This is a genomic window from [Flexibacter] sp. ATCC 35208 (assembly GCF_001975825.1).
Lineage (GTDB): Bacteria > Bacteroidota > Bacteroidia > Chitinophagales > Chitinophagaceae > Chitinophaga.
Genome location: NZ_MTKN01000026.1, coordinates 55,200 through 69,191 on the forward strand (window position 1 = coordinate 55,200; position 13,992 = coordinate 69,191).

General features: G+C 42.6%; 13 protein-coding genes and 1 pseudogene. 6 read left to right on the forward strand and 8 right to left on the reverse strand.

Going from position 1 to position 13,992, the window contains the following annotated elements; genetic code table 11:
• Window positions 1-218: 218 nt before the first annotated feature.
• On the reverse strand, window positions 219-2,723 hold the full coding sequence (locus BW716_RS17515) for a family 43 glycosylhydrolase (protein WP_083724302.1): 2,505 nt from the start codon (window positions 2,721-2,723) through the stop codon (window positions 219-221).
• 243 nt (window positions 2,724-2,966) lie between these two features.
• Between BW716_RS17515 and BW716_RS17520 the strand changes: the two genes are divergently transcribed.
• The gene (locus BW716_RS17520; protein WP_083724304.1) at window positions 2,967-3,563 is read left to right on the forward strand and encodes a hypothetical protein; all 597 of its coding nucleotides are present in this window, start codon (window positions 2,967-2,969) and stop codon (window positions 3,561-3,563) included.
• 61 nt (window positions 3,564-3,624) lie between these two features.
• Here the strand turns inward: BW716_RS17520 and BW716_RS17525 are convergent, their stop codons facing one another.
• Window positions 3,625-4,035, reverse strand: coding sequence for a cupin domain-containing protein (locus BW716_RS17525; protein ID WP_235643796.1), 411 nt, complete (start codon window positions 4,033-4,035; stop codon window positions 3,625-3,627).
• Between the two features lie 105 nt (window positions 4,036-4,140).
• Here BW716_RS17525 and BW716_RS17530 point away from each other — a divergent pair, with 105 nt between their 5' ends.
• Both BW716_RS17530 and BW716_RS17535 read left to right on the forward strand, forming a co-directional pair.
• Window positions 4,141-4,608: an AraC family ligand binding domain-containing protein gene (locus BW716_RS17530; RefSeq protein WP_083724306.1), complete on the forward strand. Its 468-nt coding sequence runs from the start codon at window positions 4,141-4,143 to the stop codon at window positions 4,606-4,608.
• Window positions 4,609-4,638: 30 nt separating this feature from the next.
• Window positions 4,639-5,397: pseudogene (locus BW716_RS17535) on the forward strand (FAD-dependent oxidoreductase); the annotation flags it as partial.
• A gap of 13 nt (window positions 5,398-5,410) precedes the next feature.
• On the opposite strand, the gene BW716_RS17540 reads toward BW716_RS17535, so the two are convergent.
• Together BW716_RS17540 and BW716_RS17545 are read right to left on the reverse strand one after the other, a co-directional pair.
• On the reverse strand, window positions 5,411-5,884 hold the full coding sequence (locus BW716_RS17540) for a TlpA disulfide reductase family protein (protein ID WP_083724310.1): 474 nt from the start codon (window positions 5,882-5,884) through the stop codon (window positions 5,411-5,413).
• Between the two features lie 538 nt (window positions 5,885-6,422).
• Entirely contained in the window at window positions 6,423-6,773 is a 351-nt protein-coding gene (locus tag BW716_RS17545) for an EthD domain-containing protein (protein WP_083724312.1), read from the reverse strand.
• A gap of 79 nt (window positions 6,774-6,852) precedes the next feature.
• On the opposite strand from BW716_RS17545, the gene BW716_RS17550 reads away from it, so the two are divergent.
• Window positions 6,853-7,233, forward strand: a complete 381-nt coding sequence (locus tag BW716_RS17550; protein WP_083724314.1) for a helix-turn-helix domain-containing protein — start codon at window positions 6,853-6,855, stop codon at window positions 7,231-7,233.
• A gap of 267 nt (window positions 7,234-7,500) precedes the next feature.
• On the opposite strand, the gene BW716_RS17555 is transcribed toward BW716_RS17550, so the two are convergent.
• Complete coding sequence (locus tag BW716_RS17555) at window positions 7,501-8,208, reverse strand: Crp/Fnr family transcriptional regulator (protein ID WP_083724316.1); 708 nt, start codon at window positions 8,206-8,208, stop codon at window positions 7,501-7,503.
• A gap of 115 nt (window positions 8,209-8,323) precedes the next feature.
• Here BW716_RS17555 and BW716_RS17560 point away from each other — a divergent pair, with 115 nt between their 5' ends.
• Together BW716_RS17560 and BW716_RS17565 are read left to right on the forward strand one after the other, a co-directional pair.
• The gene (locus tag BW716_RS17560) at window positions 8,324-8,926 is read left to right on the forward strand and encodes a class I SAM-dependent methyltransferase (RefSeq protein ID WP_083724318.1); all 603 of its coding nucleotides are present in this window, start codon (window positions 8,324-8,326) and stop codon (window positions 8,924-8,926) included.
• Between the two features lies 1 nt (window position 8,927).
• Window positions 8,928-9,656 carry a YoaK family protein gene (locus tag BW716_RS17565; RefSeq protein WP_083724320.1) on the forward strand — a complete coding sequence of 243 codons (729 nt, stop codon included), beginning with the start codon at window positions 8,928-8,930 and terminating at the stop codon, window positions 9,654-9,656.
• Window positions 9,657-9,733: 77 nt separating this feature from the next.
• Here BW716_RS17565 and BW716_RS17570 read toward each other — a convergent pair whose 3' ends face one another.
• The 3 genes from BW716_RS17570 to BW716_RS17580 all read right to left on the reverse strand — a co-directional run bounded on the left by BW716_RS17570 (window position 9,734) and on the right by BW716_RS17580 (window position 13,969).
• Complete coding sequence (locus BW716_RS17570) at window positions 9,734-12,190, reverse strand: TonB-dependent receptor (protein ID WP_083724322.1); 2,457 nt, start codon at window positions 12,188-12,190, stop codon at window positions 9,734-9,736.
• A gap of 117 nt (window positions 12,191-12,307) precedes the next feature.
• Entirely contained in the window at window positions 12,308-13,570 is a 1,263-nt protein-coding gene (locus BW716_RS17575; protein ID WP_083724324.1) for a M56 family metallopeptidase, read from the reverse strand.
• Window positions 13,571-13,591: 21 nt separating this feature from the next.
• The gene (locus BW716_RS17580; protein ID WP_083724326.1) at window positions 13,592-13,969 is read right to left on the reverse strand and encodes a BlaI/MecI/CopY family transcriptional regulator; all 378 of its coding nucleotides are present in this window, start codon (window positions 13,967-13,969) and stop codon (window positions 13,592-13,594) included.
• Between the last annotated feature and the right edge of the window lie 23 nt (window positions 13,970-13,992).

Here is a 13,992-nt window from a genome sequence, read left to right on the forward strand (position 1 = left end):
AATAGGTTCGATTTAAAATAAAATTAAAAGCCTCCGGGGGAATAAAATCCCGGAGGCTTTTTTTATGAAAATTGATCTCATCTCTGTTGGTGCATTCCTATACCTATCACCTGACGGAGTATAGTCAGACATTGTATGATGTAGTAATGGCACTGGGCAAGAGGGGGAAACTACATGCCCAGACCATCAGAACAAAATAATAATTTAACAAATAACATTTACTCCTCCATCCTACAATTCAACAACCCCGTTCCAGTATCAGTAGAAATCAGGAAATTATCAAACGTCATATTCGCCGCATGTACCCGCATCCCTGCCTTGCCACTGATGAACGGGTTCGTATCCGTATATTCTATCACCGGCGTCAACATATCATTCAGGTAGATCTTTATCACATCCCCACTTATCACTGCCCTCAGCTTATAAGACTGCCCCGCCGTCAAAGCCTGACTCTTGTAAGCCAACGTCGTCCAGTTATAGTTTTCCTTCCCAAACACGATCCCCCCGGCCTCTATACCTGCATAATACCCCTGCTGGTAATCAGAACTGATATCCGTAGAATTCCCAAACTGCTCTGCCGCCGGATTACGGGAACGGAATATCAAACCACCATTACCACCTGAAGGACAGGTGACATCCGCCTCCACCGTATAATCCGTCCAACCTACATTGCCCATCGTCCTTTTCCCATAGCCATTAATACCCGCCTTCCCGGCAGATACTGCCCATGGACCATTGTCATAGTTCCATGATGCATTAAAACTACCCGCATCAAAATTGTCAGCGCCACTGGGGGTAATGGTACTACCTGATTCAAATTTTAAAAACGCAAAATCAAACTCCCCTTCTACCGTTTCCAAACGAATCGTATGATTACCGGCAGTTAGATTCAGGTTCCGGAGCACAGCCGTACGCCAGGTTGTCCAGGCACCCGTAGCCGGAATGGCAATGATCCCGGATACATCCGCACCATCACAATACACCCGTAGTTTGCAGGCGGTGTAAGTCGTTGCATATCGCAACCCCAAATGATATGGCCCCGTTTCCTGCACATTCACATTGTACTGATACCATTCACCTGTCTGGTTCCAGCCAATATTCTCACCACCTTCCTCACTATCACGAATATCTACATTGTCTGTCCGGTATTTACCTCCTGTATTACCACCAGACAAATCATGATAACCAACTCCTTCCCCACCCTCATTGTAATGCACGGCAGGAATAGTACCCGGTACAGGTTTATAAAAACTAAATACGCCACTGCCATTTACCTTGTTGCTAAAAGCTGTGTACCCAAAATCAGCGTGATCGCTATAGGTCGTTACCCCTATCTTACCACCAGCCGTGATATTGGCTGTACGGGTAGATTTCAGCATGCCATCTACATATATCCGGAAGGTAGTCCCCTCTTTTTCTACCCTGATCACATGCCATTTCTGGTAGTCATAACCGGGAGGCAGGGCAATGGCATTGACACCAATTGAAGTACCGTTTACCTTGATATCGGTTTCTAATGTGTTATCATAACTACTTAACAACGCCGTACCATACGTATTTTCATCAATGTAAGAAAACACAGCGCCAAAGCGGGCAGCATTCGTACCCCTCTCCATTTCTTTCATATTGAATTCGGCTGTGTAATTTGCGGCACTGGTAGCTGTGGTAATTTGTTTGTACCAGGTAGTGGTCGTTTTTGTATCCTGCCACATCAGTTCCTGGTTGTAAATACCCCAGGTCCCGCCATTCACATTCGTCCAGGTACTACCAATAGCTGTCCGGTCAAAACGATCGTAGAAAACAGGCAAAGCAGGAGAAGGTTGTGTCCAGTTAGTCGGACCATATACCTGTATCCGGTCACCATTAAAACCCATCGGGTCAATGTTCAGTTTTCGGTTAGGCCCTACGATACTACTTTGACCAAGCAGGTTATGATAAGTGATGAACCAGGTATCGAGGTCAGGACCAATAAAAGAACTACTATGCCCCAGGCCAAAGAAAGTCCCTTCCGTATTGAGCAGAATAGGATTGTTGGCACCAGCGGTGTAACTACCCAATGGCGCCGTGGAGGTAGCATAGTTCACCCGGTAACCTTTACTGAATACGTGATTACCTGTATAGGTCAGGTAATATACCCCATTACGTTTAAAGAGCGTGGAGCCTTCTGTCCAGCCATTGAGGTTAGCACCACTCAAAGTAGTGGCAGATCCGATCACTAAGGGACTACTCATTGCTGATCCCTGTATACCACTGCCACTGGCATTCGTGAAGTACATAGACGCATTGTCATCGATGAAAACGGAGCCATCGATAGAATGCCCCAGGTTGCCCGTCTGCAAAGAGAAAGGCCCTGTTGGACTATCGGCGGACAATACATAATGTCCGTTACCTGCCGGTGAGGTGTACATGTAAAAAGTGCCGTTCCAGTAAATGACTTCGGGGGCATAAGCGCCTTTGGAAGTCGTTACGGATGCAGGCACAGCCAGACCTTCGTAGGTCCAGGTCACCAGGTCCCAGCTGCTCCAGCACTTTACACCATTCTGATCATCGCGGGTACTACAGTACAGGTAAAACTTACCTCTGAATTTAAAAATGTAAGGATCTCCGATACCATATTCTCCCCATTCGTCAGAAAGGGTGCGTGGATTAGTAATCTGGCAAAATGTTTGAAGGGAACAGCACAGAAAAAAAATCAATAACGGGATTTTGAGGGAATTCATCATAAAATATAGGATTTGTACTATAAGATATGGAATTTCAACAATTCTACGTCTTATTACTTAAACATATACTCATGAGAAAAACCTTGCTTATCAGTATTTTCTTTGAAGGCAGTAATGAAAAAGGACAACTGGATTTTATCAGAACGGATGAGGGCTATCAGCTGATCGGCGTGGGGTTTGCGAGATAATTATTTTGATTATTTTTCAGTTACCTTTACCCCTGCAAATTATTGAAATAGAAGAATGAAAACAGAATTTTCGGAAGTCTTGCAGGAGAACCTGCTATTCTGGAACATGTGGAATATCGCGTATGCATATGACCTGCTGGCCAAAAACCACGAAGGGTACGAAGCCCATTTTGAGCAGCTCCGTGAAATGTGGGATTTCTGCTGGAAGGCAATAGCAGCAAAGCACATCAACCCCGATGAGTTTGAGCAGGTCTTCGGAAAGACCTACCCGGCTGAGTTTGATGATGAGGGCGCATTTCTCAATCCAGGAGATATTCTTCATCAAACTTATGATGATCTAAGAGATACCATATTGAGTGAGTTTTGTATCACGCTGCTGGTTGGCGCATTTAGTACTATCTATGATGGCATCACTTCAGGCAGAAGATATGGTACACGAGCAGGGGAATTGCCGATTGAAGTACTCTATGGAATAGCAGCCTCCAATGGATTAGAAAATGAATTCCGATCTCTCCCAATTGTACAGGATGAATTAGCAGCACAGGCAAAACTACTGCAGGATCTAAGTCTGCCGAATCAGTATACCATACAGGACAGACATCTATACAGGAATCTGGAACTCATGCAATCTATGCAGTTTATCGAACAATAAGAACTTCAAACCTTCCCCGCTCTCCACAGCTTATAAAGGTTCCACCTCATCCGGCAAAGTTTTATTTCTTAACCGCCAGCGGTTGTCCATCCCCGCCCAGGTACACAACAAACAGCACTACATCAGTCATCCCTTTGTTTGTTCCTTTGTGGTAGGTATCGTAAGATTCTACAAAGCTGGTACCTTCCTTAAATTCAGCAGGCTGATGCCCTTCTATTTCGACAGTCAAAGTACCTTGCAGCACATAAGAGAATACAGGGATCAGGTGCTTATGCCAACCAGTGGTTTCACCCGGCGGAAAGGTAATTTTGGCCATTGTCACCTTTGCATCTTTAAATTGTGGGTACACGATCTTCTGGCCGATAGAGTTGACGGTGGTGTCTACTAACTTTTCAATTTTCAGTTTTCCGGCGTACTGTTGTGCATGTACGGTAGTACTAATGAAAATTAATAATGTCAGAATGGTTCTCATTGTTTTTTGAAATTTGATGCAATGTAATAAATTTACAAAGGAGGTAGGAGAATAATGAGTACTACCTCTCAACGATTCAAATTATAGCGCTAAAATAAAAAGTTCATGCCGAAGCATAATAAACCAATTCCTGTCATTGGCTTACCTCCCGATATAGGCATCATGCTTTTTAAGACCACGGCCTCATCCCTACGCGGTCTCGAAGATGTACAACAATCTCACCGGGACAGCTGGCATTTATTAACGCTGCAACTGAAGGGGGCCACTACCATGGAAGTGGATTTTCAAAAGGTCGTTATAAAGCCATCCTCCGTATTCTACATGCATCCAAACCAGGTGCATCGTGTTATCTCCTTTAAAGACGCTGTTTTTTATAGCCTGATCATCGACAATAAAAGCCTAAAACCTGAATACTTAAAATTACTGGAAGATCTCACACCGGTGCAACCACTTCCGTTAAACAAAGAGACCTTTACGATCCTTTCTGAAATAGCCGCTGTCTGCATCAAATTGTATGAAAGAAAAGATGTAAAATTATACGCATCATTATTAAAAGACAGTTGCCATACGTAAGATGCCCTACACCCCAATACAGTTGTATGGGATAGCCAGTTTGTGTCCATGACGCAGGACGGTGAAGGTTGGATACTGACTTTCAATAATGGTACAACAGCCAAAGCAGATATTGTAATTGGCTCAGATGGCGCCCGCTCAAAGATCCGTCCTTATGTTTCAGATACCCAAACCCTGTATTGTGGTGTTACCTTTATACAAGGAGAAATTGACAATCCAGCGGCAACCTGTCCGGAAATATATGAACTGGTGGCCAATGGAAACCTGGTTGTATTGGGTGATGAAAAATCTATTACCGTACAACCGCGTGGAGATGGGGGATTGACCTTCTACGCTGCTGCAAAGTATCCGGAAGACTGGACAATAGATGCTTCCGACAAGGACGAAATATATTCCTTCCTGCTCGAATTCTATGAAGGATGGAATGAGCTCTTTTTTACCTTATTTAAAGCTTGTGATAAATTTACCGTCCGGCAGTTAAACTATTTTCCACTGGATCAAACCTGGGAACCGCATTCCAATATCACTATCATTGGTGATGCAGCACACCTGATGCCACCATCTGGAGAGGGCGTGAATACAGCTATGCTGGATGCGTTGGATTTAAGCGAGCATCTTACAAACGGAAATTACAACGACATACAAACTGCTATTGAGGCATTTGAAAATAAAATGCGTGCACGTAGTACAGTGCTGGCGCAAGAGGCATTGGAAAGCAATGAGGTGATGTATGGTGAAAATGCATTAGCAGCATTGGTAGGCATGCTAAATAAAAGGGAGTCTCTTTAAAAAGTGAACCTTCTTATTTACCTGCAATCAGGTCAGCTAATATCTTCCTTATTTCCGGTGCAGAATAATCGAAACCACCGTCAGTGCGCCAGACAATCTCTCCATTTTTATTAAGGATGTCAGTAGCGGGAATTGTATGGTAGTAATACTCCCGTGGTACAGCAGTGGGCGCCGAATAAACAGGTAATGTGTAATTCTTCTTTTCCATGTAGGCATTTGACTTTGGGAAATCGCCGTCAATATCTACTGTTAGAAATACCACGTCTTTAAAGGATTCTTTTAATGCCTGGATGGTAGGCATTTCCTTTACACAGGGCTGGCACCAGGTAGCCCAGAAGTTGATAAATACCACCTTTCCTTTCAGAGAACTGATCGTAATGGATTTGCCATTGGCGTCTACGAGCGCCAATTCAGGTGCACTGCTTTGCGCATAGGTTGTAAAAGCAAAGCAAGTGATTATAATAAAGGTTTGAATAATTTTCTGCATAGAGTCACGAAGTTATGTATTATTTGATTTAGTTAGATTTTGTGACATGAATCGGCCATTTCCCATTGAAAGCATTGAAAATCAGTTCCTGTATCGTTTTCCGCAGGATTTTGCCAATCAACTGAGTATACCTGTGAACCGCTTAGTCACCCCTTCCAAAAGATCTCCGGTACCTCTACCACCGCTTACCGTTGAAATCGCCATTCGGCCGGTTCTTTTGCGCGGGTGGTAGCCTTTGCTATTAACCAGCCGGAAGATGTGGAATATCAACGAGGTATTGTTTTGTCCCACCAAACAACCAAACAATTGTGAATCAATCACTTAAGTTTCAGGGTATGTCTAAGCCAGGTATATGAATGTTCGCTTCGCCTCTACCATAGCTCATTCCCGAGGATAACCCGCCTATAAGCCGCCTATAACCCGCCCATAAGCCGTACATATCCCGCATCTATATAGAGGCGGGATATGTACGGCTTATGGACGGGATACTTACGGGTCAGGTATATGTTTGTGTCCTTTTAAACTTCCATCCTTATCGTCAGGACCCAATATTATCGACCACTACTTTCTCATCCGTCACCAGCATCATTATCTCAACCGATTTGAAAAACTTCGGCTCGTCTGGTTGAATGTTCTGTTTGTAATACTCATTGGCAAAAAATGTATTAAAGTCTTCCAGCGAAGAAAAATATATATCTGTAATTCCATCGTACTCCGGCGCTGGAAAACCTGCTATCCCGACAGGATGAGAAACAACGTATTTTTTGACGTATTTACCCGCCTCAGGATGAGACATAAACAAAGGCGCATGGTGGTTTCTATGATAACTAACGAACTCTTCGTTCGTCATCCCCTCTACCTTCCTGATTAAAAATGTAAATTTCAACATAGAGATTATTTTGACTGCAAAGCTATTTTCAGGGAGAAATAATTACAATAGCGGACAATTTTATGCGGATATTTGAAATATGTATCAAAAGAAAACGACCACTCAGACATATTGTGGATTACATTTATTTAAAGAGCTGCTGAATGGTAAATGGAAGCTGATGCTGATCTCTTATGTCTATAAAGGATATAAACGGCCGGTCCAGTTACAGAAGGTGATACCTAATGGCGATCGCCGGGTATTGGATAAGCAACTCAACGAATTGGTGTTACATGGTTTTATGAAAAAACACGTATTTGATACAAAAGTGCCTAAGGTAGAATATGAATTGACTGAATTGGGTGAGAGTTTAATACCTGTGATATTTACGATTGAAGGTTGGGGAGAAGATCACAGAACAGACCTGGAAAATGTTTTAAAAGCGGATCCAAAATTCAGGGATACCCTGGACCATGCTTAATTATCTAAGGAAAAATTAAATACGACTTTACTCTTATTGGCTAAAGAATACCTCAATGCTGATAATGAATACAAAAAAATGTGAGAGGAGGAACAAATCTTTTTTAAGGCTGGTCGCTTCTTTTCGGGTGAGTAAACCTAGGTTGGAACCATTATTCTTCACCTTCTTGGGGGATTGCGTTTACGACATTTCTAATCCCATTACGACACTTTTTGATGCTTTTTTGTCGTAATAGCCTTATTTACGCCAGAAAATATAATAAATAGCTTACTGATAATTCGTCATCTGCACCAACGCCTTCACATTATAAATAATAATCGTCCTTCCCAGCGACCCTACTATCCCCTCTTTTTTCAACTCTTTTAACAACCGCACCACATTCTCCTCCGTAGTCGCCGTCATACTCGCCAGATCCTTCCTGGAAATGTTAATCGCCACCCCGCTCGTATCATTTTCCGACAACTTGTACTTCTCTCTCAACACAATCAGCGAAATCGCCAACCGCTCCCGCACAGAATGCTTTGCCACAATCGACAAGCTATTTGCCAACACACTATATTCATGACTGAGCGCACTCAGTAAATGCTTAGACAAATTAGGCGCCCATTCTATCGCCGACAGGAAAGCATCCCTGGGTATAAAAGCAATCCTGCTATCTTCCAGCGCAGCAGCAGAGTCCGGGTAATTATTCCCGGATAATAAAGGATGATACCCGATCAACTCCCCCTCATTAGCCACATATACAATATGCTCATTCTCATTTCTATCCTGCTTATATTTCTTCACCTTCCCCTGCTGGATATAATAAATTCCAAAAGCAGGGTTATTTTCCCTGAAAATAATCTGCCCCTTTTTGTAAGTTTGCTCCACCATATCTGCAAACAACCTTTCCATCTCTTCCGCAGAAAGGCTCTCCATAATTGACCTGGACCGGAAAATCCACTTATCTATCGGGAATATGCCTTTTAAACTCATAATATTAAAAGTTGATTTTTATCAACTCATCAATTGACAACTTGCAAAGTTCTACCCACCTTAAGTTGATAATTTTGTTAGATTAATAAAGGTACAACTTATTATAGGACAGCGAATGACAAGTAATACGACAAAAGAAGACTTCTTTTCGACCAATAAGAATTTTGATCAGTTATATCCTCTCCCCATAAGCCGATTATCCAATTTGCACTGGACACCTATAGAAATTGCCCGAAAAGCGGCTGATTTTCTATCAGCTACCCCCGGCGCGAATATTCTGGATATCGGTGCAGGTGTAGGGAAATTCTGCCTGAATGCAGGGTATTATGCGGGTGATTGTAATTTCTTTGGTGTGGAACAGCGAAGTAATCTTGTGGCAATAGCGAACCAGGTACAACGTCAACTCGGCATCAGGAACGCCTCTTTCATACATGGAAATTTCACTCAGCTGGACTTCTCAGCTTTTGATCATTTCTATTTTTATAATCCTTTTTATGAAAACCTGGTGGATGAGAGTTTGCATATAGATGATAGTATTGCCCACTCAGAAAGTCTATATGAGTATTATGCAGGTTATCTGTATACATTGCTTGACACCCGACCACCAGGCACGCGGCTGGCTACTTACCAGAGTTCGCATACGCGCATTCCTGCATCCTATCAACTGGTTTCAAGTGACATTGACACGCTATTTAGTTGCTGGATAAAAAATACATGAGATGTTCAGACATCTGGGACAGAAAAGGAGCTTCAGGCATAATATCAGGCTGGCTATCTTACTCTGCTTAACGGCAGGTTTTGTCAACGCTTCAGGTTTTTTAGGATTCTTTATATTGACGACCAACATTACAGGACATGCGGCATTGCTGGCTGTAAAACTGACGGAAGGGGATCTGCGGGCTGTACGAATGGTTACGCTATGGCTCATTTTATTCCTGGCAGGGGCATTTTGTTCCAGCCTCTATATATCAAAGGCAGGTAGAGATAAACCCCATTCGTATACGGTGCCGATGATGTTGGAGATAATTATACTTTGCGGGGTGGGGTACTTTGGACATACCTACGACAAGAGTGTGGTGAAGACAGAATATTTTGCAGGGAGTCTGCTGTTTGCCATGGGTATGCAGAATGCATTGGTATCGGTAGTATCAGGTTCGGTGGTAAGGACTACGCACCTGACCGGGATGTTTACTGACCTGGGTATAGATCTGGCAGCGGCGCTTTTGAAACATCCTGCAGCGTTGCAGAAAAGGATTGTGCTGAGGTGTACAATTATTATATCTTTTTTACTGGGAGGTGTGATTGGTGGATTTGCGTATGTGAAATTCCGGTATCATAGTTTTTATATCGCGGCAATTGTTTTGATAATCGCGATGTTTTATGATTTTTTCAGAGTGAATGTCAGGTTGTTTGTTTCGAGGGTACGCAAAAGCAGAAAAGCCGCTTAGTCTTTCGATTTAAGCGGCTTTTTTATTGTGATCCCAGCGGGACTTGCACCCAGGCACCATACATTAAAAAAGAAAGACTAATTGTTTGTTTTTACTCTTTGTTGTTCTGATTCAGCACTACTATTATGGTTTCGTTTGGATCCACTAATTTCCTTGCCAAATCTATAATTGAAAGTCAGGCCAATGACACGGCTGTCAGAAAGATTGCGATCAGTCGCCGTGGCCTGTTGGAGATTCGTAATTTTCCCTTTAATGATCATGGAGTAGAAAATATCCTGCACACTCAGTTTAAGTGACCCCTTGTCCTTCAGGATGTTTTTCATTACACCGGCATCCACCCGGTTCACCGGGTCCCTGATAAACTGGCCTACCCTGGTGGAAGACCGGTACATCGCATACACTTCTGCCGCCCATCCCTTATTGAACCGAAACTGGTTCATTAACCCAATACCCCACGAAAACCTGTTCTCATCTATATATTCGGAATTAATAGGTCCTTTATATCCAAAATTCAGGAATTCAAGATGCGCATTACACATGTACCATTTGGTAGGATTCAGGGAAGAGTTGAGCAGCAAACCATATACCGTATTCTCCCCAATATTTGCATTACGGGCAATAAACACGTTACCTGACTGTTCTATGGTCTGTGTAATCATATCCTTTGACTTATCATACACAAGCATCGCATTTATATACTGCCGGAAATGATAGGAGAATTCATAATGATTGAGGTATTGAGGCTTTAGATAAGGATTACCGGCTGAATAAGAATACTGGTCCATAAAATAGAGAAAAGGATTCAGATCCTGATAGGCCGGTCTGTTAATCCTGCGGCCATAACTTAATCCCAGCGTGTGGTTACCCGCGCTATCCAGCTTGTATGACAGGTAAGCAGTTGGGAACAGGCTGGTATAATCCCTTCTGAACGAAGAATCACTCTTTTCAACATTTCCAAGCTGATGCCCATTGGCAATAGTATTCTCCAGCCGAAGTCCGGCCTGAAAAGACCACCTTTTAAATTCTTTATTAAAGTTGAGATATCCTGCATTAATATTTTCATCGTACAAAAAACGGTTGGTATAATCATAATCTGGTGTAGTCACATTATTGACCCGGTTATAATATTCAGCTGCGTTATCAGTTTTCACATAACTGGACTTTACACCAGCATCAAACCGCCCTCCTGTTCCCACAGGACCCGAATAGTCTACCTTCCCGGAGTATACAGTAATATCAACCGGGAGCACGCCGATACGATCATAATTTCTTGCCAGCGTCTGGTCAGCTGCATACACATAATTATTGGTCACCAGATTACCATCAGAATTATACCGGATATAGTCCAGGTCCACAGTGATCTCTTTTCCGGTGCTGTCAATCCTGTGCTGCAGGTTGAGGTTTACCCCACCATTCTTCCATTTATATTTTCCATTCAATGTACCCTGTGCAATAGAATCTAATGTATGATTGCCATCGTACACCCTGCTCGTTGTGTTTACTTCTTCTGATTTAGGCCGGTACAATCCTGTAAATATAACTCCCATAGTAGTTTTGGGAGAAAGGAAATAGTCCATACCCAATTTAAGATTGACCGCATCAGCAACGTTTTTATTACGCACTGCCATCTGTATCTCTGAACTGGGGGTGCCATCCGAATTCACATAGTAGCGGGCAACATCTGTATTTACAAAATTCCTGTCACCAGCATATCCAATGTTTGCAAACAGATTCACCTTATTATTGCGATAATTCAAATCCAGCGCATCATTGCTTCGCCAATAGTTTGCCTGGCTATAATTAGCTGAAATACTTCCAAAAAAACCTTTTATCCTGTTCTTTTTAGTTCTGATATTGATCACACCCGTACCAGCAGCATCGTATTTGGCTGGCGGATTTGTCATGAGTTCAATTTTATCCAGAGATGCACTGGGCATCGCTTTCAGGTAATTCGCCAGGTCCTGGCTGGATAAATAAGTAGGTCTGCCATCCAGTAATACCAGTATACCTGATTTACCGTTCAATGAAATACTCCCATCACTACTTACACTCACGCCGGGCGATTTTGATAACACATCCAGCGCAGTAGTACCGGCATTAGTTATCAACGCATCTACATTGAGAACCAGCCGGTCTATCTGCTGCTCCATATATGGTTTTCTGGCGGTCACAGATACGCCTTTTAATACTTTCGCATCACTTTGCAGCAGCTGAATGGTCTGCAAAGAAATACTGCTGTGCAGGGAATCAATAGAGATAGGATCACTTGTAAATTTGTTGTAACCTACGGCTGTTATAATTAAAAGATATTGTCCGGCTTTCAGATTTTTCAACTCAAACTGACCATCCGCATCACTAATACCAGTTTTCTGTAAGGCTGAATCTTTTGCACCTATCACCATCAGCGACGCCCCGGGTATGGGACTGTTTTTATCATCATGGACAATGCCACTGATCTTGTTGTCAATGGGATCCTGTGCCAGAACTTTGTTACAAAACAAGCTTATCGTTATGAGCAGATACAGTGCTTTCATGTATATCCATTTATAGTTTGACAGACACAAAACAATCCCTCATTTGAGCTAAGCTCAAAAGTCAGTTTGCGGAGTCTGTTTTTAAAATGATGGTTTGTTGGAAGGTAGCCTGGGTTACTATTTTGCGTTCTCTCCTGACGTATGATGTGGTTCCTGCATACGTCGCTGCAAATCAGCCGCTCTCATTTTCTGGTCCTGCAGAATTCTGTTCCGATCCTCTTCCGATATCGGTTGGCTCAACAGTTTTTCATCTCTGTCTGCTAAATCATTATCGCGAATTTTGAGGGCTTCATCTCTTAACAACAGCTCATGGTTCCGTTTTTCAGGATTTAATTGATCATCATCCATGGTTTGGGAAAGATTTGTATTTGTTGTCGATTGCGCGTGAATTTTCCGGATTGGGGCAAAACCCATTAATACCAGTATAAAAAGGGATAATACCAGCACAATTCTATCCATTGGCCGCATGCCCGTATTCTCTTTATGTACTATTCGTTTGACCCTGTTTAGTAAATGATTCTTTTCACCGGTGAATGCCACTACAGGACTCCCTTTGGTAATGTCAAGGTTGTATTCCTGAAAAGCCACCAATGCCTGCACATATTTCTTTTTGCTTTTTATGCCCGCTACTGCCAGGTCATCACAACAGTGTTCTCTTTCCTCTTTTATCAGCGATGATAACCATAACACAGCCGGATTAAAAAAGAACAGGATCTCTACGAAACTTTGCAACAGGTTTACCAGGTAATCTTTCCGCCTGATATGGGCCAGTTCGTGCAATAAAATAGCAGCTGCCTGATCGGCGGGTAAATTAGCCAGCAGCCCCACCGGCATAATAATTACCGGCTTTAAAGCACCTATTACCATGGGCACTTTCACCAATGCTGACTCCAATAGTAATATCGCTTTATGAATATGTAATTTCCTTGCCAGCCCTGCTACCTGCTCCTGCCACTCTTTTGCCGGAGATAGGGTATTATAATTTCTGATACGCTGAATACGCACTAAACCACCCAATATATTTACACATTTGGCACTAAAAATGATAAACCATATGCCTACAATTACAGGTGCGTGCAGATTGCAATACGTCACAAACTGCCTGATAAAAGTTTGCTCTGATATAGGCGCCTGTAAAGTAGCTACAATCGTATTATTTAATTGTTCACCGAAGGTAAAAAGGGTCACCAACAGGAATAAAAACAAGATACCCACCATTAAATTATAGCGCAGCCTGGCATCCGCCTTTCCTGTAATAGCCAGCAATACACCAGCGATGATGGCAAAAATCCCCCCCTGCCACAAAGAATGGATGAACGTCCAGCAAAGCGCTTGTATTACATCATCTGCAAATAAACGTTGTATAAAGAGGTAGTGCATACAATAATAGTTATGAGGTAATTATTCTTCTTCCTCCAGCTTGTCAATCAGATTCCGGATTTCTTCCAGTTCCTTTCTGGATGTTTTTTTGTTGGCCAGCAATTGCATCATTAATTTGCTGGCAGAGCCATTGAAAACATTCTCCACAAACCTGCCTAACAGATCCTTTTTGGTGGTATCTTCTGCTATCGCAGCTGAGTAAATATGCTTCATATTGGTCTCGTCTCTGTCTACCATCTTTTTCTCTGCCATAATCTGCATCAGCTTTAAGGTAGCAGAATATTGCACAGTTCTCTTTTCCTCATTCAGCTTATCGTTTACAAAGCGAACAGTGGATGGACCGTACTTCCACAAAACCTGCAATATTTCCATTTCAGCATTCGTAGGATGAATATTCATAGTTTTTATTTTCTCCAACTAAA